The 19,164-nt window shown below is 73.9% G+C and carries 15 protein-coding genes; 10 read left to right on the top strand and 5 right to left on the bottom strand.

Translation table 11 applies throughout. The features are described 5' to 3' along the window. Positions 1-9: 9 nt before the first annotated feature. From ACWED2_RS35335 to ACWED2_RS35325, 3 genes are all read right to left on the bottom strand, one after another. A complete protein-coding gene (locus tag ACWED2_RS35335) occupies positions 10-1,875 on the bottom strand; it encodes a CocE/NonD family hydrolase (protein WP_449694863.1) in 1,866 nt (621 codons plus the stop codon). Between the two features lie 139 nt (positions 1,876-2,014). Further along, positions 2,015-2,587, bottom strand: a complete 573-nt coding sequence (locus tag ACWED2_RS35330) for a TetR/AcrR family transcriptional regulator (RefSeq protein ID WP_449694862.1) — start codon at positions 2,585-2,587, stop codon at positions 2,015-2,017. Positions 2,588-2,716: 129 nt separating this feature from the next. Further along, complete coding sequence (locus tag ACWED2_RS35325) at positions 2,717-3,565, bottom strand: LuxR C-terminal-related transcriptional regulator (protein ID WP_449694861.1); 849 nt, start codon at positions 3,563-3,565, stop codon at positions 2,717-2,719. 132 nt (positions 3,566-3,697) lie between these two features. Between ACWED2_RS35325 and ACWED2_RS35320 the strand changes: the two genes are divergently transcribed. Beyond that, positions 3,698-5,305 carry an AMP-binding protein gene (locus tag ACWED2_RS35320; protein WP_449694860.1) on the top strand — a complete coding sequence of 536 codons (1,608 nt, stop codon included), beginning with the start codon at positions 3,698-3,700 and terminating at the stop codon, positions 5,303-5,305. A 261-nt stretch (positions 5,306-5,566) separates the two neighbouring features. Beyond that, positions 5,567-6,622, top strand: a complete 1,056-nt coding sequence (locus tag ACWED2_RS35315; protein WP_449694859.1) for an alpha/beta hydrolase — start codon at positions 5,567-5,569, stop codon at positions 6,620-6,622. Between the two features lie 569 nt (positions 6,623-7,191). Here ACWED2_RS35315 and ACWED2_RS35310 read toward each other — a convergent pair. Beyond that, positions 7,192-7,821 carry a ScbR family autoregulator-binding transcription factor gene (locus ACWED2_RS35310; protein ID WP_449694858.1) on the bottom strand — a complete coding sequence of 210 codons (630 nt, stop codon included), beginning with the start codon at positions 7,819-7,821 and terminating at the stop codon, positions 7,192-7,194. After that, the gene (locus tag ACWED2_RS35305; RefSeq protein ID WP_449694857.1) at positions 7,818-8,237 is read right to left on the bottom strand and encodes a nuclear transport factor 2 family protein; all 420 of its coding nucleotides are present in this window, start codon (positions 8,235-8,237) and stop codon (positions 7,818-7,820) included. Before ACWED2_RS35305 ends, ACWED2_RS35310 begins: the two co-directional genes overlap by 4 nt. A gap of 602 nt (positions 8,238-8,839) precedes the next feature. Here ACWED2_RS35305 and ACWED2_RS35300 point away from each other — a divergent pair. From ACWED2_RS35300 to ACWED2_RS35265, 8 genes are all read left to right on the top strand, one after another. Next, on the top strand, positions 8,840-10,108 hold the full coding sequence (locus tag ACWED2_RS35300) for an aspartate kinase (protein WP_449694856.1): 1,269 nt from the start codon (positions 8,840-8,842) through the stop codon (positions 10,106-10,108). After that, positions 10,105-14,118 carry a Pls/PosA family non-ribosomal peptide synthetase gene (locus ACWED2_RS35295; protein ID WP_449694855.1) on the top strand — a complete coding sequence of 1,338 codons (4,014 nt, stop codon included), beginning with the start codon at positions 10,105-10,107 and terminating at the stop codon, positions 14,116-14,118. Before ACWED2_RS35300 ends, ACWED2_RS35295 begins: the two co-directional genes overlap by 4 nt. After that, positions 14,115-15,482, top strand: coding sequence for a diaminobutyrate--2-oxoglutarate transaminase family protein (locus ACWED2_RS35290; protein ID WP_449694854.1), 1,368 nt, complete (start codon positions 14,115-14,117; stop codon positions 15,480-15,482). The genes ACWED2_RS35295 and ACWED2_RS35290 overlap by 4 nt, the downstream gene beginning before the upstream one ends. A gap of 101 nt (positions 15,483-15,583) precedes the next feature. Continuing rightward, complete coding sequence (locus ACWED2_RS35285; RefSeq protein WP_449694853.1) at positions 15,584-16,123, top strand: DUF4142 domain-containing protein; 540 nt, start codon at positions 15,584-15,586, stop codon at positions 16,121-16,123. Positions 16,124-16,294: 171 nt separating this feature from the next. Beyond that, positions 16,295-17,008 carry a response regulator transcription factor gene (locus ACWED2_RS35280; RefSeq protein ID WP_449694852.1) on the top strand — a complete coding sequence of 238 codons (714 nt, stop codon included), beginning with the start codon at positions 16,295-16,297 and terminating at the stop codon, positions 17,006-17,008. A gap of 60 nt (positions 17,009-17,068) precedes the next feature. Continuing rightward, a complete protein-coding gene (locus ACWED2_RS35275; protein ID WP_449694851.1) occupies positions 17,069-17,569 on the top strand; it encodes a lamin tail domain-containing protein in 501 nt (166 codons plus the stop codon). Between the two features lie 64 nt (positions 17,570-17,633). Next, positions 17,634-17,909, top strand: coding sequence for a helix-turn-helix domain-containing protein (locus ACWED2_RS35270; protein ID WP_449694850.1), 276 nt, complete (start codon positions 17,634-17,636; stop codon positions 17,907-17,909). 99 nt (positions 17,910-18,008) lie between these two features. Further along, positions 18,009-18,626, top strand: coding sequence for a lamin tail domain-containing protein (locus ACWED2_RS35265; protein ID WP_449694849.1), 618 nt, complete (start codon positions 18,009-18,011; stop codon positions 18,624-18,626). The last annotated feature ends 538 nt before the right edge of the window (positions 18,627-19,164 follow it).

Raw genomic sequence — 19,164 nt, 5'->3', positions numbered from 1 at the left:
CGGCGGCGGTCAGCCGCGCCAGTGCCGATCGAGCAGGGAAGCGCCGTCCTGGACGACCTTCGCGCGGGCGTCGAGGGTGGTCGCGGTCGCGGTGACCGCGACCTCGACGGTGACGTGGGCGCCGGTCGCGGTGTCGACGGTGCCGGTGAGCCGGCCGGTGGCGGTGGACGCGTCCGGTTCGAGCCGGTGGGCGGTGGCGACGAGTTCCTGGTCCACCTGCACCGTGTGCCGCCCGCCGGGGACGTTCTCCGGCCGGATCCGGTTGCCGCCGGCCATCCGCAGGGAAACCGTTTCGTGCAGCAGGTCTTCGGTGATCTCCCAGGAGGCCACCTGGTCGCCGGGGTCGGCGCCCAGTCCCTCCTCGAGGCCGGCCGCCGCGGCTTCGGCCGGTTCCGGCATCGGGCTGGCGACCCCGCGCGCCGGGTCGGCGACCGGCAGGGTCAGCGCCCGGGCCACCGGCCAGCCCGCGGGCGGCTCCTGCGGCCAGACCCGGGGGAAGTCGCCCGGGGCCACGACGACGCGCAGCCGGTGTCCCGCCGCGACCTGGTACGTGGTCGGGGTCAGCGGCACGCTGAATTCGCCTTCGCCGTCGCACGCGAGGCCCGCGCAGATCAGGACCGACCGGCCGGCGGGATCGACGTCGGCGAGCTTGACCGACACCCGCGGCCACGGCCCGCCGAGCGTCACCGACGGCCGTCCGCCGATCAGCATTGGCGCGGGCAGCGGCGGCGAGGTGTAGCAGAGGCTGCGGCTGTCGTCGCCGTGCTGGTCCAGCGGCAGGCCGAACTGCCCGGCGGGGGTCGCCCACAGCCCGGACTGCAGGCCGGTGGCCGGATCCGGGGTGGCCGGCGCCGACCGCTGCCAGCTCGCGAGGTCCTCGGTCCGGACGACGCCTTCCGGCGGCCAGGAGCCGAACCCGAGCCAGCGTGGCCGGTCGCCCTGCACGTACAGACGCACCTCGGGAGCCGCGTCACCGGTGTCGGCGCCGAGCAGCCAGCGGTCCCACCAGGACTTGGCGATCGCCAGGAAGTCGATCGGCGTGACCGGGCACTCCTGCGGCATCACGTGCATCCACGGCCCGGCGATCAGGGCCTTGGGCCCGCGCAGGCCTTCATACGCCCGGACGGCGCCGTCGACGAACAGGTCGCGCCAGCCGGCGACGCACAGCGCGGGGACTTCGACGGTGGAGACGTCGATCCGGCGCCGGGCCCACACCGGGGAGCCGGGGCCGTTGCGGAAGAGGTCGAGCACGTAGGGCGCGAACGTCAGCCGCCGGTGCCAGCGCGCCTGTTCGTCCGGGTCGGCGAAGTCGTCCACCGGCGGCAGCAGCTGGTTGAACAGCGTGCTCATCGCCCACGACGCCAGTGGCGAGAACGCTCCGCGCGCCCCGCCGGGGTGCACGAAGTCGCGGCCGGGGTCCGTCGGGCCTTCGAGGGCGATGATCGCCCGCAGCGCTTCCGGTCGCCGGGCGGCGGCGCGCAGGGTGGTGATGGCCCCGTAGGAACCGCCCCACATGCCGACCGCGCCGCTGCACCACGACTGCCCGGCTCCCCAGCGGATCGCGTCGAGCGCGTCGTCGGCTTCCCCGGCGTCGAACGGCGGCCGCTGGACCCCGTCGGACGAGCCGGTGCCGAGCATGTCCACGAGCAGGGACGCGTAACCGCGCTCGGCGAACCAGCGCTCGGTGGGCGAACCGGTCAGCGCCGAGACGTCGCGGCGGTAAGGCAGAACGGTGACCAGCAACGGGAACGGACCCGGCCCGTCGGGCAGGAACAGGTTGGCCGAGAGCGTGACTCCCGGTTCGAGCGTGGGAATCCGGACGTCGCGCCGGAGCACGACTCCGTGGCGCCGGTCAGTGTCCGTGCGTGCAGGCATCGCCGCCTCCGCTGTCGCCGGGATCGAGTGGGTACGAGATCGAATACCTCAGTACCGGATTCCGTACGGTAAACACACGGGCGGGCGCGGCGCAAGACCTGTGGAGGACGAGATGCCGGAGCCGGATCGGCCGGGAAAGCTACTTCGCGCCCTGGTTGGTCAGCGCGGCGAGGACCAGCCCGCCGAGCTCCGTGTAGGCGTCGGCCATGGAAAGACCGGAGCGGTCGAGCAGTTCCCCGTGCTGGATGCCGTCGATGAGGAGGCTGACCGCGGCTCCCACGAAGTCCGCGTTCACCGCGCGGAAGGCACCCGAGGCGACCCCGTCCTGAATGGACTCCCGCACGTGGTGGGCGGCGGCGAGCGAATGGCGGGCGTACAGCTCGGCGGTGGCTTCGAAGCTGAGCAGGTCCGCGTAGCACTCCGGCGACATCCGCCGCAGCTCCGAACCCAGGCCGGCGAGGTACTCGGCGATGCGCCGCGAGGGGTCGGTGATCGGCCCGGCCTTCTCCTCGACCCGCGCGGCCGCCTCCTGGAAGAAGTGGCGGACGGCGACGACGACGAGCTGTTCCTTGCTGCCGGCCACCGCGTACAGCGTCGACTTCGAGCACTGGAGCCTGCTGGCCAGGTCGTCCACGGTCAGCCGGGCGAAGCCTTCGTCGAGGAAAAGCCGTTCCAGGCGCAGGATCAGCTCCTCGCGCTTGGCGTCGGACATGCGTCGGCTTCGTGCCGTGCGCGCTCCCGGTGGCGTCATCCAAGGTGGCTTCGCGGTCATGGTTCCGTAGCCTCGCACACGCCCGGACGAGAGGCGGCGCGCGGTACTACCGTACCGCATCGAGTACCCTCATGGGAGAAGACCGAATCGCCGTGCGGTGACCACGGCCTCCATCCGGCTGCGCGCCACGAGCTTGCGCGAGGCGCTGCGCAGGTAGCTCTTCACCGTTTCCGCGGTGATCCCGAGGTCTTCGGCGATCTGGTGGTTGGTCCAGCCGAGGGCCACGCACGCGAGCACGTCGAGCTCTCGCGCGGCCAGGGCCGGGAGAGCCCCGGTCCGTGCCGGGCGGCCGGCCACGGCGGACAGCGTCTCGCAGATCGCGCGGACGCGGGCGCGCAGCACCGGGTCCTCGACGCTCTGGGTGAGGATCCGCAGCTCGGCGTAGGCCTCGCGGACCAGCTCCCAGTGCGGCCGGTGGCAGTCGGTCGCGTCGTAGCGGTCGAGCCAGGCGAGCCGCCGGGTCACCTCGTCGCGCACCGCCAGGGTCTGCTCGAGCTCCCGCGCCGACTCCACGACGGCCTGGACGACGCGGTCGCCCAGCGGCAGCGAGCTGCGCAGCGCGCCGTAGAGCACGCCGCGCACGTTCCGCGTCACCACCACCGGCACGGCCACCATCGCGCGCAGCCCTTCGGCCACGATGATGTGGTCGTAGTGGTGGCTGATACCGGGGGAGTGCACGTAGTCGTCGACGACGACCGGCCGCCGCTGCGCGACCGCCTTCCCGCCGAGCCCGCGCCCGTACTCCAGGCTGACGCCCCGCAGCGCGCCGGTGTTCGGGCCGGCGATCTGGCTGAGCTTCACCTGCCGCCCGGCCCCGACTTCGCCGCCGAAGGTCAGCGGCAGGCCGGTCGCGTCGCGCATCCGGGCCAGCGCCCGATGGATCTCGGGGCGGTCGTCGGCCGTGGCGTTCGGGTTCACGCCTGCCTCCTGGGAAACGTCGCGTGCGGGATTCCCTCCCCTCGGACGGGGGTAGCCGGGCGTTCGCCGCGATGGGACATTTTTGCCACGGTACGGCAAAGCGGCGGTATCGCGTAGGTCCGGGAGGTCCTGATGACGAGCATCCAGCGCCATGTCGAGGATCTGCTTTCGCAGTTCGACCGGCCCGGGATCCGCGCCGCGGAGCTGTTGTGCGACCGGCATCCCGAAGACGCCGTCGCGTTCACCGTCGTGGAGCGGGATCTTTCCGCACGCGACTGGACTTTCGGTGCCCTGCGCGAGGCTTCCGCCCGGCTGGCGACATCGCTGGCCGAGCTCGGCGCCGGCCCCGGCGACCGGGTCGCGACCCTGCTCGGCAAGTCGGCGGACCTGGTCGTGACGCTGCTGGCGATCTGGCGGATCGGCGCGGTCCACGTGCCCCTGTTCACCGCGCTCGCCCCGCCGTCGATCGCGGGCCGGCTCGCCGGCAGCGGCGCGCGGATCGTGGTCACCGAACCAGGGCAGCGGGCGAAACTCGGTCCCAACGAGGACATTCCGGCGGCGTGGGGGCTGACCGTGATCACCACCGGCGCCCCCGGGGACCACCCCGGCGACCACTCCTTCGAACGCCTGCTGGAGGCTCCGCCGCAGCCGGTCCCGGTCATGACGAGCGGTGACGCGACGCTGGTCGAGCTGTACACCTCGGGCACGACCGGGCCGCCCAAGGGCGTGCCGGTGCCACTGTGGGCGGTCGCGTCCATGCTGGCCTACCAGGAGTTCGGGCTCGACCACCAGGAGCAGGACGTCTTCTGGAACGCCGCCGACCCGGGCTGGGCCTACGGCCTCTACCACGCGATCCTCGGCCCGCTCGGCCTCGGCCGCCGCGCCCTGCTGCTCCACAGTGGATTCTCCGCCCGGCTGACCTGGGAGGTGCTGGGTGCCTTCCGGGTCACCAACTTCACCGCCGGGCCGACGGTGTACCGCGCGCTGCGCACCGCCGAAGAGCTCGCCCCGGCGGACCTGGCGCTGCGGCACTGCTCGTCGGCGGGGGAGCCGTTGCCGCCCGAGGTGAGCGACTGGGCCGAGCGCGTCCTCGGCGTGCCGGTGCTGGACCACTACGGGCAGACGGAACTGGGCATGGCCGTCGCCAACGCCTGGCACCCCCGGCTGAGGGCCGATCGGCGGCCCGGCTCGATGGGCCGGGCCCTGCCGGGCTGGCGGCTGGACGTGCTGCGGCCGGAGACGGCCGAACCGGCGGCCGACGGCGAACGCGGGCGGCTGGCGGTCGACCTGACCGCCAGCCCGTTCATGTGGTTCACCGGGTACCGGGGCGCGCCCGGGCGCACGGCCGAGCGGTTCACCGAGGACCGGCGCTGGTACCTCACCGGGGACACGGCCGCGCGGGACGCCGAAGGGAACTTCCGCTTCACCGCCCGTGACGACGACATCATCCTGATGGCGGGCTACCGGATCGGACCGTCCGAAGTGGAATCCGTGCTGCTGGGCCACCCCGCCGTCGCGGAGGCCGCCGTCGTCGGCGCCCCGGACGACCTGCGCGGCGAGGTGGTCACGGCCCACGTCGTCGTGCGCCCCGGGCACGACGCCGGCCCGGAGCTGGCCGGTGAACTGCAGACCCTGGTGAAGACCCGGTTCGCCGCGCACGCCTACCCGCGGGCCGTGCACTTCGTCCCGGCCCTGCCGAAGACGCCGAGCGGCAAGCTGCGGCGCTCGGCGCTGCGCTGAGCGCCGCGCCCGGCAGCCGTCGCGGTTCCCCCGGCCCGGGCCGGCTTTTCCCGCCCGGCGCGCGATTTCTCGCGCGCCGGGGCTCCCGGCTGCCCCTGCGGCCCCCGGGATCCCGTCTCCCGCGCCGGTCCACGCCCTGGTGCGGGTGAGGAGAGCGGTCGGCTCTCCTGCTCACGCTTGACGTCCCCGGGCCGGTCGCACCGGTGCGTCCGAGCCCGCCCGGGGACGTCAGGTTCCGCTCCCCGCACCCTGGAGGCAACGATGCCCAGGCCCGTCGAAGACCGGCAGATCCAGTCCCGTGTGGACACCCCCGCGCCCGGGCGGGTGTCCCGGCGGAAATTCGTCCTCGGGGCGGCGGCGGGGTTGTCCGCGCTCGCCGTCGCCCGGCCCGGCACCGCCGGCGCCACCACAGCGCCGCGTGCGGTGGCCGACAGCGGGGCGCGGGTGATCGCCGAGCAGCGGCTGAGCCCCACCATGCTCGACCTGACCGTCGACTCCCCGGCCCTGGCGGCCACGGCGATGGTGCGGCTGCTGCACCCGCCGGGCTGGACGCCCGGCACCACGCGCACCTGGCCGGTGCTGTACCTGCTCCACGGCGCGGGAGACGACTACACGTCGTGGACGCGCTCGACCGACGTCGCCTCCTTCACCCGCGGCGCGGAGATGCTGGTGGTGATGCCGTCGGGCGGCCGGGACGGGTTCTATTCGGACTGGTACAACCGGGGCGCGGGCGGCGCGCCGCGCTGGGAGACGTTCCACCTGACCGAGCTGCGTCAGCTCCTCGAGCGGGGTTACGGCGCGGGCCAGGTCCGGTCGATCGCGGGCCTGTCGATGGGCGGCCTCGGCGCACTGGCGTACGCGGGCCGCCACCCGGGCATGTTCGCCGCGGCGGCGTCCTACAGCGGCGTGGTGCACACGACCTACCAGGCGGCCCGCGGCACGAGCCTGATCCAGGGCGTCCTCGTGAAGGACGGCTACGACCCCACGGCCCTGTGGGGCGACCCGAACCTGAACGCGGACGTCTGGGCCGCGCACAACCCCTACGCCCTGGCCCGCACCCTGACCGGCATCCCGCTGTACCTGGCGTGCGGCAACGGCACCCCGGGTGTCCTCGACCCGCCGGGCACCCCGCCGGACCTGTTCATCGAGCCGCTGTGCGCGGAGATGAACACGGCGCTGGCCCGTCGCCTGCGCGAGGTGGGCGCCACGGTCACGACGGACTTCTACGGCCCGGGCACGCACAACTGGCCGTGGTGGCAGCGGTCGCTGCACGAGTCGTTCCCGTTGCTGACCCAGCCGTTGCGCCTGGGCGGCTGACGCCCGGGGGATTCCCGGGGTATCACCCGCCGAGTGGTGCGCCGCGCGGACCGCCCCCCGTAGTTTCGCCCCAGGCGGCGAACGGGCGACGCCGCCGACGGGAAGGGAGCGAGCACGCGGGGTCGGCTCCCGAGCGGACCGGGGTGACCGACGCCCTCGCCGGTCACCCCGGCTCCGGGGCCGGATCGCCAGGCCCGGCGCGGGGCCCGGCGTCCGGCCGTGCCGGTTTCGGTGGGTCCGGTTCGGTGCCTGCGCGGGGATTCCGGTGGGAGGGCCGGGGTTGGCGGGCCGTGGCTCGGCCGGATGGTTCGGCCGGGCTCCGAGGTCGGCGCGGTTCCGGTGAGTCCGGTTCGGTGCCTGCGCGGGGATTCCGGTGGGAGGGCCGGGTCGGCGACCCGCGGCTCGGCCGTGGGCGCAGCCAGGCTTCGGGCCCGGCCCGGTGCCGGATTCGGCCGGCTCCGCGGGCTCAGCAAGGACGGTGGCTTCGGCCGCCCGGGGCCGGTCCACGAGCCCCGCCCAGCGCGGCTCGCGAGGCAAGCCCGGCCGCCCGGTCCCGGCCGGACCCGCGGTCACCCCGGCTCCGGTGGCTCCAGGCACAGCCGTGCCGATGTGCCGGGCTCGACCAGGCCCGGCAGGCGCTGCCGCCACATCGCGCGGACCCGGGCGACCAGGTCGTGCCCGCCCGTCGTCGCGCGGGTGAGCAACGGGGTTCCCGCGAACTCCGCGATCGTGCTCTCCGCCGCCGCCCGGACGTCCACTCCGGCGCGGAGCTCGCCCGCTCGGCGGGCCCGGTGCAGCAGTTCGCCCGCGACCGCCAGCCAGCCGAGGAAGTGCGCCGGCGCCAGCACTTCCGCCAGTTCCGCGTGCAGCGGCAGCTGCACACTCGCCCGGTACGCCGGGTCGTGCTGCTGGCGCCGGGCGACCTCGAACGTCAGCCCGATCAGCACCTGCACCGGGCTCGGGTGGCGCGCGGACAGCCGGGCCGTCAGCTCCCACCACAGCGGGCAGTACCGCTCGACCACGGCCGCCGCCAGTGCCGCCTTGGACGGGAAGTGGCAGTACAGCGCCCCCTTCGTCACCTGGGCTTCCGCGCAGACGTTCTCCAGCGTGGTGCCGGCGAACCCCACCCGGTCGAAGATCGCGGCGGCGGCGTCGACGAGCTCCTCGCGCGTCCGGCGGCCGCGGGCGGTGCCGGTCACGCGGCCGGACCCACCGGGTGGGTGAGCAGCCAGCACGAATCGACGAGGTCGGCGCGGGCCGTGAGCGACACGGCGAACTCGAACGACGACACGGCACCGTCGCTCCTGGCCTGGCAGCGGAGGCGGCCCAGCACCACGACCGTGTCCTCCTCGCGGAGCCAGCGGCCCACGCTGAGCCCGGCGACGGTCATCGCGGAATCGAACGCGGACAGGAACGATTCCACCTGCCGCCGGGTGCAGGTTTCGCTGGTTCCGCCGGGTTGCTCGGGGGTCGGGCCGTGCCATTCGACGCGCGGGGCGAGCAATTGCGCGACACCGGCGAAGTCGCCGGTGCCGAACCGCAGGAGCGCCTGCTGCGCGAGGACGACGACGGCCGGGTCGGGGTGGCGGCAACGGCACTGCACAGCGGAGTTCACGCGGTCTCCCCGGGGATTCGCGGCCGGAACGGGCACTGGCTGCCGGACCGCTCCGGCGGCCCGGCCGGAGGCGACGATACCGGAAAACACCGGCGCCGCCGCCCGCCCGGCGTCGATTCATCATCAAGAACGAAGCCATTCGCAGGCGATCTCTCCGCCATTTGCGTGCACGGCGATCGAGGGGCGTTACCCGATTACCCCCGGGTGAGGGGAGGGCGGAACGCAATTCGTGGTTAACCGCGGCCGGCAATCGGTTGCCCGGCGTTTTTTCGGGTTTCGGCAGCGATTTGCCTGCGTGTCGCCGGAATGGCTCGCCAATTCGGCTCGGTCGATAGTATGAGTGCCGGTAATGGTGGCGGTTTTGATTCCCGCATCCGGAGGTACCGGCCCGCTGAATGGCGAACTAGTTTCGTTCGTGAGCGACTGGCTGCGGCCCAGGCGTCCGATCGACGTCGCCGCGGCTCGAGGTGGGAGTCGCTACAGGACAGGCGAATCCGGACGAACGACCCGTTCCTCGGTGGCACGGAATGGGCGTAGCGAAATTGTATCGGTTTCCGGTCGGCACTCTCGCGGCCGGGTGGCCGAAATGAGAGGGGCGAGTGGTGAATAAGTCATGGGCAACGGTCGATTCCGGCATTCCGGACGCGCCGAGCGTCGCCGGGATCGTGGTGCGGAAATACGGCGGGTCGTCGCTGGCGACGCCGAAGCTGGTGCGCGGGGTGGCCGCGCAGCTCGCGGACCTCGCCGCGGCCGGACGGCGGGTCGTCGTGGTCGTTTCGGCGATGGGCGACGCCACCGACCGGCTGGTGGCGCTGGCGGGCCAGTTCGCCGAGCGGCCGGAGCCCCGCGAGCTCGACCAGCTGCTGGCCACCGGCGAGCAGGTCTCGGCCGCGGTGCTGGCCCTGGCACTGACCCGGCGCGGGGTCGATGCCGTGTCGCTCGCGGGTGACCAGGCGGGCATCGAGGTGACCGGCGGGCCCGGCGCGGCGACGATCGCCCGGATCGACCCCCGCCGGATCCTCGAGGGGCTGCGCGCGGGCCGCGTCGTCGTGGTCGCCGGGTTCCAGGGCCGCGACGCCGGCGGCGAGCTCCGCACGCTGGGGCGGGGCGGCTCGGACACGACCGCGGTCGCCCTCGCGGCCGCGCTCGGGGCGGCCGGGTGCGAGATCTGCACCGACGTCGACGGGGTGCGCACCGCCGACCCGCGGATCGTGCCGGACACCCGGGGAGTCCCGTCGATCTCCTACGAGGCCATGTCGGAGCTGGCCAGGGGCGGGGTCCGGGTGCTGCACCCGAGATCGGTCGAGCTGGCCGGGCAGCACGGCGTGACGGTGCACGTGCGGCACTCGTCCGGCACCGGGGCGAGCACCCGCGTGCGGGCGGCCGGGCCGGCGCTCGAGCGCGGGCCCGAGGTGATCGCCATCGCGCACGACCGGGACGTGCGGCTGCTGCGGATCGAAGCGCCGGGCCTGTCGCCGGACCGCGGGGCGCGGCTGCTGGCCGGCCTCGCCGCGCACGGGCTGCACCCGGACACGCTGAGCTGGCCGGGCTCCGGCGACCTGCGGTTCACGCTGCGGGGCACGGCACCGTTCACCGGGCCCGCGCGCGAGCTCGTCGAGGCCCTCGACGCCCGGTGGACGCTGGACGACGACCTCGGCGCGCTCTCGGTGGTGGGCACCGGGCTGCTCGACCGCCCCGGCATGGCCGCCGAGGTCCTGCGCACGGTGGGCGAGCTCGGCGCCACGACGCCGGCCATGGCGATCTCCGCCGTCCGGCTCACCGCGGTGCTGCCGCTGGCCCGCCTCGACGACGCCGTCCGCGTTCTGCACCGGTCGTTCCGGCTGGACCGGCCGGCGGAGGCGAGGCGATGAGCCCGCGCGAGACGCCCGCGGGCGTGCTGACGGCCGGCGGGCGGGTCCTCACCAGCGCCGGGCGGCCCGGGCCGCGGACGGAGGCCCGGCTCGACCACCTCTTCGAGCGGTTCTGCGACCGCGTCGGCGGCGAGCGGCTCGCCGTCGACGCGGGCGAGGTCCGGCTGACCTTCGGCGACCTGGACACGCGGGCCAACCGCCTAGCCCGGCACCTGCGGGCCCGCGGCGTGCACCCCGGCGACTCTGTCGGGCTGCTCCTGCCCGAGCCCGCCGAAAGCTACGTCGCGATGCTCGCCGTGCTGAAGGCCGGCGCGGCGTACGTGCCGCTCGACGCGGCGTTCCCCGACGACCGGCTGGCCTTCATCACCGGCGACGCCGGGGTGAAGCTGGTGCTGACCGCGTCGCCGCTGCGGGAGCGGTTCGGTACGGACGTCCTCTGCGTCGACGAGGAAGCGGCCGCGATCGCCGCCCGCCCGGGCGGCCGGCTGACCCCGGCGGAGCGCGGCGCCCCGGCCGGGGACCTCTGTTACGTCGTCTACACCTCCGGCTCCACCGGCCGGCCGAAGGGCGTCCCGATCCACCACGCCGCGATCGCGAACTTCGTGCGCGTCGCGGCCGAGGTCTACGGCCTCGCGCCCGGCGACCGGGTGTACCAGGGCATGACGATCGCCTTCGACTTCTCGGTCGAGGAGATCTGGGTGCCGCTGCTGTCCGGCGCGACTCTCGTGCCCCGGCCCGCGGGCGGTGCCCTGGCCGGCGCCGAGCTCCAGGACTTCCTGCGGGACACCGGGGTCACGGCGCTGTGCTGCGTGCCGACGCTGCTGGCCACGCTCGAGGACGACCTGCCGGACCTGCGGTTCCTGCTGGTGTCCGGGGAGGCGTGCCCGGAGGACCTGGTCGGCCGGTGGTCGCGGCCCGGCCGCCGCTTCCTCAACGTCTACGGCCCCACCGAAACCACGGTGTCGGCGACGTGGACGGTGCTGCACCCCGACCGGCCCGTCACCATCGGCGTGCCGCTGCCGACGTACTCCGTGGTCGTCCTCGACCCCGCGGAACCCCGCGCGCTGCCCGCCGGCGAGCTCGGCGAACTCGGCATCGCCGGGATCGGGCTGGCCCGCGGGTACCTGAACCGGCCCGACCTGACCGAGCGCGCGTTCGTCCCGGACTTCCTCGGCATCGAGGACAACCCGTCCGGGCGCATCTACCGCACCGGCGACCTGGGCCGGCTCACCGCCGACGGCGAGATCGAGTACCACGGCCGCAAGGACACGCAGGTCAAGGTGCGCGGCTACCGCATCGAGCTGACCGAGATCGAGTCGATCCTGCGGCAGGCGCCGGGGGTGGCGCAGGCCGTCGTCGGGACGTACGCGCCGGAGCCGGGCCGGACCGAGCTGGTGGCCTACTACAGCCCGCGCCGGGACGCGGCCGGCGTCGACGTCGGGGAACTGCGGCGGCTGCTCCGCGAACGCCTGCCCGCCTACATGGTGCCGGCGTACTGCGAGCGGCTCGACCGGATCCCGATGACGCCGAGCCACAAGGCCGACCGCGCGAACCTGCCCGCCCCAGCCGGGCCGCGGGCGCTCGCCGCGGAAGCGGCCTACGTGCCACCGGAGACACCGGCGGAACGGATCCTCGCCGGCGCGCTCGCGGAGGTGTTCCGGCTCGACCGGGTCTCGGTCACCGCGCACTTCTTCGACGACCTCGCCGCGGATTCGCTCCTGCTGGCGAAGTTCTGCGCGCGGGTGCGGGAATCGGGCGAGCTGGCCCCGATGCCGGTGAAACAGCTGTACCTGCACCCGACGGTCCGCGAGCTGGCCCGCGTGGCGCGCGAGGCGGAACCGCCGCCGGCCACGACCGGCACCCCGCACCGCCCGGGCCCGTGGGCGCACCGGCTGTGCGGGGCCGTCCAGCTGCTCGTCTTCCTCGCCTACGTGGCGGTCTCCGCGGTGCTGGTGGACACCGGTTACGCCTGGGTTTCCGCTGCGAGCGGCCTGCTCGACGGGTACCTGCGCGCGGTCGCGGCGGCCGGCGCCGGGTTCGCCGCGCTGTCCGTGCTGCCGGTGGCCGTGAAGTGGCTGCTGGTGGGCCGCTGGAAACCGGGGGAGATCCCGCTGTGGAGCCCGGCCTACCTGCGGTTCTGGACGGTGAAGACGGTGGTCCGGTTCTGCCCGCTGGCCCTGTTCGCCGGTTCCCCGCTGTACGTGCTGTACCTGCGCCTGCTCGGGGCGAAGGTCGGCGCGGGCGCGGTCGTCCTCCTGCGGCGGCCCCCGGTGTGCACCGACCTGCTGACCGTCGGGGCGGGCGCGGTCGTCCGGAAGGACGCGCTGATCTCCTGCTACCGCGCCGAGGCGGGCCGCATCCGGACCGGGCGGGTCACCGTGGGGGACCGCGCGTTCGTCGGCGAGACGGCGGTGCTCGACATCGACACGGTGATCGGCGACGACGCGCAGCTCGGGCACGCTTCGTCGCTGGCCGCGGGCCAGGTCGTCCCGGCCGGGGAGTCCTGGCACGGCTCGCCCGGTCGTTCCTCCACAGTGGACTACCGGGCGCTGCCCGCCGGCTCGGCCGGCCGGCTGAGGCGGACGGTGTTCGCGGCCGCCCAGCTGGCCACCTTCCTGCTGGTGACCACGCCGGCGACGCTCGCGGCGGCCGCCGCCGTCGCCCGGTTCGTCCAGCCCGCCGGGGCCGGCTGGGCGTTCTACGGTGCCGAGCTGGTCTCCTCGACGATGCTCTACGCCGGTGCGCTTGTCGGCGGCCTCGCGCTCGTGGTCACCGTGCCGCGGCTGCCGGCGCGGTTCCTGGCACCGGACCGCGTCTACCCGCTGTACGGGTTCCGCCACGCCTGCCACCGGGCGGTGGCGCGGCTGACGAACCTGCGCACCTTCACGACCCTGTTCGGCGACAGCAGCTACATCGTGCACTACCTGCGGGCACTGGGGTACGACCTGTCCGCCGTCCGGCAGACCGGGTCCAACTTCGGCGTCGAGGTCAAGCACGAGACGCCGTACCTGTGCTCGGTCGGCACCGGGACCATGGTCTCCGACGGGCTTTCCCTGCTCAACGCCGACTACTCCGGCTCGTCGTTCCGCCTCCGCCGCACCGCCGTCGCGCCGGAAGCGTTCCTGGGCAACGACATCGCGTACCCGCCGGGCGCCCGCGTGGGCCGGAACTGCCTGCTGGCCACCAAGGTGCTGGTGCCGCTCGACGGCCCCGTGCGCGAGGACGTCGGCCTGCTCGGTTCGCCGGCGTTCGAGATCCCGCGCTCGGTCCGCCGGGACCGGGGCTTCGACCACCTGTGGACCGGCGCCGCCCGCCGCCGCGGCCTGGCCGGCAAGCTGCGGCATAACACCGCCACCATCGGCTGGTACCTGGCCGTGCAGTGGCTCACCCTGACCGGCGTGCTCGGCATCGGCGTGGCCGCGGGCCGGCTGCACCCGCGGTTCGGGGCGTTCGCCACGGCCGGGGGCATCCTGGGCGCGCTGCTGTTCACCGTCGGATTCCTGGTGCTGGCCGAACGCATGGCGCAGGGCTTCAAACCGCTGCGGCCGCAGTTCTGCTCGATCTACGACCCGGTGTTCTGGCGGCACGAACGGTTCTGGAAGCTGAGCCCCGGCCGGCACCTCGCGTTGTTCGACGGCACGCCGTTCAAGAGCCTGCTGTGGCGGCTGCTCGGGGTCCGGATCGGCCGCCGGGTGTTCGACGACGGCTGCGCGATCCCGGAGAAGTCGCTGGTCACCCTGGGCGACGACTGCGTCCTCAACGCGGGCAGCGTGCTCCAGTGCCATTCGCTGGAGGACGGCACGTTCAAGTCCGACCACACCACCGTCGGCGCCGGCTGCACGGTCGGCGCCGGCGCGTTCGTCCACTACGGGGTCACGCTCGGCGAAGGGACCGTCGTCGAGGCGGACGCGTTCCTGATGAAGGGCTCCGTCACCCCGCCGGCCTCACGGTGGCGGGGGAACCCGGCCACCGAAGGAGCCGGCGAGCTCGTCCAGGGGAGGCTGCCGTGACCGACGTCCACCTCGCCGACGGACCGAAGCCGCACGTCACGGGCGACCTGCCCGGGCCGCGGTCGGCCGAGTACCTCGCGCACCAGGAACGCTGGGAGTCCAACGCCCGCGTCTACCCGCGGAACCTGCCGGTGGCGCTCGCCGAAGGCACCGGCAGCCACGTCCGGGACGTCGACGGGAACGTCTTCATCGACTTCCTCTCCGGCGCCGGGGTGCTGGCACTGGGCCACAACCACCCGGAGGTGCTGGCCGCGGCGCGCGAGCAGCTCCGGCTGCTCGCGCACGGCCTGGACTTCCCGACCCCGGCGAAACGCGCGTTCGTCGACGCGCAGCTGGCGATGCTCCCACCGGCGCTGCGGGCGCGGATGAAGATCCACTTCTGCGGGCCGGCCGGCGCGAACGCGGTGGACGCGGCGCTCAAGCTGTGCAAGACCGCGACGGGGCGCGGGGACGTGGTCTCGTTCCAGGGAGGCTTCCACGGCGCGAGCCACGCGGCGATGGCGCTGACCGGCCTGGTCCGGCAGAAGCAGCCCATCGCCAACGGCGTGCCGGGTGTGCACTTCTTCCCGTACTCGTCCTGTTCCCGCTGCCCGCTCGGGCTGACGCCGCACGACTGCGAGATCAACTGCGTCGTCCTGCTGGAACGCGCGCTGCGCGACCCGCTCGGCGGCGTGCCCCGGCCCGCCGCGGTGGTGCTGGAGCTCGTGCAGGGCGAAGGCGGGGTGATCCCGGCGCGGCCCGAGTTCGTCCGGCGCGTCCGCGCGCTGACCCGGGAGCTCGACGTCCCGCTCGTCGTCGACGAGGTGCAGACCGGCTGCGGCCGCACCGGCACCTGGTTCGCCTTCGAGCAGTACGACATCGAGCCCGACGTCGTCGTCGCGTCGAAGGCGTTGAGCGGGATGGGCCTGCCGGTGGCGGTCATCCTGTACGACCGCCGCCTGGACGGCTGGGCCCCCGGCGCGCACACCGGGACGTTCCGGGGCAACCAGGCCGCCTTCGCCGCCGGCGCCGAAACGGTGCGGATCATGCTCCGCGACGACGTCCTCGGCAACGTCCGGCGGCGCGGCGAGCAGCTCGGACGGGCGCTGGCGGTGCTGCGCGACCGGCCGTGGGTGCGCGAGGTGCGCGGGATCGGCCTGATGTGGGGCATCGAGCTCGCCTCCCCGCACGACGGCCGCCCCGCGCCGGCGTACGCCCGTGCGGTGCAGGCACACGCGTTGCGCCACGGGCTCATCGTCGAGCTCGGGGGCCGCGACGACGGCGTCGTCCGGCTCCTGCCACCGCTCAACGTGACCGCGGACGTGGTGGAGCTGGCGTGTTCGATCCTGATCGAGGCGATCGAGCACTGCCGGCCCGGCCGGTGACCGGGCGGGACCGCGCGGTTCGCCGCGCGGATTGCCGGTGCCGCAACGGATCCCCGACGATCGGTCGTGATCGTTTCCGCAGCCGAGGAGAGGACAACCCCATGAGAGCAAGGTTCGCGCTGGTCATCGCCGCGGTGCTCGGCCTGCTGCCGGCGAGCGCGCCGGCCGCGTCCGCCGCACCGGCGGCTCCGGTCCGGGCCGACGTTTCGCAGCAGGACCGCGAATACCTCAACCGGGCCCACCAGGCCAACCTCTACGAAATCGTCACCGGCCGGCTCGCCGCCCGTGGCACCTGCGCCCGCGTGCGGGAGCTGGGGCAGGAGTTCGCGGAGCACCACACGGCCTTGGACGCCGACCTGATCGGCGTCGCCGCCCGCGTCGCCGTCCCGTTGTACTCGGTGCCCGAGCCGGGGCAGCTCGCGGAGATCGCCGACCTGTCCGTGCGCTCCGGCCCCGACTTCGACCTCACCTGGCTGCGCGACCAGATCGCCGCGCACGTCCGGACCGTCGCCCTCGCCGAGGCGGAGACGGGGTACGGGTGGTCGGCGGAGGTGCGGGCGCTGGCGGCCCGCTCGGAACCGGTGCTGCGGCGCCATCTGGAGGAAGCCGTCGCGGCGCTGGAGACGTGCACCACCGGGTGAGGTGAGCCGCCGCCCGGACGCCACCCCGGCACCGCGCCGGGGTGGCGTTCGGCGTGCCCGGTTCCCGGCGGGGTGAACAGGCCGTATCACCCGGATGACGGTCTGCACCCGGCAGCGGAAGCGGGAAGATCGCACCTGGCCGAGCACCGGACAACCAGACCAAGGGGAACCATGCACTGCGTCACGACGCTCGTGGTGGACGACCAGCCCGTGCTCCGGTACGCGATCCGGCGCCTGCTGCTGGAGTGCGCCGGGGTGCGGGCGGTGGCCGAAGCCGGTACCGAGCGGGAAGCGTTGCGGCACTGCGAGTCGCACCGTCCCGGCATGGTCATCACCGAGCTCTCGATCGCCGGTGCGCCCGCCGGGGCGGGCATCTGCCAATACGCCAAGGAACACCTCGGGCGCGCGGCCGTCCTCGTGTTCGCCGGCGACCCCTCGCCCGCGGCCGTCGCCACGGCCCTCAACGCCGGCGCCGACAGCTTCGTGCACAAGTCGGTCAGCGAGACCCGGCTGGTGGCCGCCGTGCGGTCCACGCTCGCCGGCGACCGGGTCTGGGTGCCGGCGGGGGAGACCGAGCCGCCGCTCGGGGCCGCGGCGCCGTACTCCAGCGTGATGACCAGGCGGGAGGAGGACATCCTCGCGCTGATGCTGTGCCGGTGGTCGAACGACGAGATCGCCGGCGAACTGCACCTGGCCCGGCAGACGGTGAAGAACTACGCCAGCCGGATCCTGCACAAGCTCGGGTTCTCGAGCCGGCGTGAGCTGGTGCACTCCCTCGGGCTCCGGGCGGGAACGCTGCGCTGTGGCGCGCCGGTACCGGGAGTACCGCGACCGGGTGAGGTTCGGTACCGGCCGGATCCTGTCAGCCGGCGATCTTCTTCCTAAGGTGACCTGAGTGACCACTTCGGCGTCGGCGAAGAAGCCGTTCTCCGGGAGGCCGGTTCCGTGACCGTGCTCCCCGCGCTGGTGCTGGCGCTGGCCGCCGGCGGGCTGCCCGGCCCGGCCGTCGCGGCCCCGCAGGTCAAGATCCAGGAGGTACTGGCCGGCCCGGCCGGCTACCTCGTCCTGCACAACGCCGGCCCCGCGCCGGTGGACCTGGGCGGCTGGTCGGTGCGGTCCTGCACCGGGGGACCCGCGCCGGTCGTGCTGGCGTCGCTGCCCGCGGGCGCGGAAATCCCCGCCGGCGGCCGGTTCCTGATCGCCGCCGCCGGTTTCGGCGGGACCGAAGCGGCCGAGCTCGTCGTGCCGGAACTGCCCGGCGACGGCCAGATGCTGCTCGACCACCGGCGGGTGCGGGCGGACGCCGTCGCCTGGACGGCCGCGTCCCCGTGCCGGGAACGCGAAGCGGCGGTGGCGTGCCCCGGGCTCGCGGAATCGCGGGACGCGGCGAGCCGTGACACCGACGACAACCGCGTCGACTTCAGCTGCGTGCGGTCGCGGACCTGAATCCGGCGAAATCGAAGGGAAAGGGGTGTTCGTGGTGCCCGCACGAATGAGGGGCGGGGAAAGAATGTCGTTCCGTTCGATGTGCGAACTGCTGGCCGAACAGCGGACGGCGAAGGGCTGGTCGCAGGACGACCTGGCGGCCCGGCTGCACGCGATGTCCGGCAACGGCAGCGTCACCCGGGAGGAGGTTTCCCGCTGGGAACGGGGAAAACGCATCCCGGGACCCTATTGGCGGAGCTGGCTGAGCCGGGCGCTGGACACGTCGTGCGCCGAGCTGGAACTGGCCGCGGCGGTGACCCGGCGGCGGCGCCGGTCGGCCGATCGGGAAAGTACCGGATAACTGGCCCCTTTCGATGGCGTCGATCTTCCTTGGATACTGGGAAGGCCACAGCGGGAAACGTTGTGGAAATCACCTGCTCATTCCCGAAAGGATTCAGTCATGCGTCGTCTCCTGGCTGGTTCGGCCATTCTGACCGCGGTCGCGGGCCTCTGCGCCGGTGGCGTGGCCGCCGCGACCGAAGCGCAGCCGGCCGTCTCGTCGTCGGTGGTGATCAACGAGGTCTCGACCCGCGGCCCGAACGGCGCGACCGACGAGTTCATCGAGATCCGCAACATCTCCAGCCGCGCGCAGGACCTGACCGGCTACACGATCCGCGTGTACGGGCCGGGCAACGCGGTCCTGGACACCATCACGCTGCCGGCGGGCATGGTGCTGCAGCCGAAGGGCAACCCGGGCCAGTTCGTCGTGCTGACCGGCCAGAACTTCTCCGGCACGGTGTCCGACCAGACCAACGTGGTGCCGTTCTTCCTGGCCGGCGCCGAAGGCATCCCGGCGAACGGTGGCGTGGCGGTGTTCAGCCAGACGGGCACGAAGGTCGACGGGGTGGCGTTCAACGCGGCGGCCTCGACCCCGCGCGAGGGCCAGGCGGCCCTCCCGGAGACGGCGGCCACCGAACAGCTCGCGGCGGCGAGCGCCCGCGACATCCTGAGCACGGACACCGACAACAACCGCCTGGACTTCTCGCTGCACCAGCGCACCCCGGGCATGGAGAACTAGACCCTCACCACCCGGCCCGCCCCGAGACGGGCGCGGCCACCGATCCGGCCGGGGCTGCCCTCGCGGCCGGGATCTCCACCGGACGGGCGGCCGCGGAGCCTCGGCCGCCCGTCCGGAAAGGAGAGTCCGACGGCCCAGCCCCGGCCAGGCCGGACGTGGGTGTGCAGGCGCCCGCGACCGGCCACCCCCGTGCACTGTCCGGTAAGGACGGTGCACGGGGTCCCGGTGCCGGAACGTTTCGGGCCCTGGCTCTCAGCGACCGGCCCTGCTGAGCCCAGTGAAGCGCGAGGGGACTGGCCATCTTCCTGGACGAGGCGGCCAATCTTCGCGAGCCGAGCCTGACCATCGCACCGATCCACTCTCCGCAACCCGGGCCGCGGCCCGATCGTCGAAGCCGGCAGCCGCTCCGATCGGGCCGCTTCCCCGAAGGCCCGGGCCGCCCTCTTGGGTTCTAGCGGTGGTTGCAACACCTGAGTTGTTCAGGGGTTGTAGTTGTTCGAGATCCGTGAGGACCGGTCGCCGCAGGGGCCTCGGAAGT

This window comes from Amycolatopsis sp. NPDC005003 (assembly GCF_053600695.1).
Note: the sequence above shows the minus strand (reverse complement) of the source record. Positions and strands in the feature narration are given on the sequence as shown.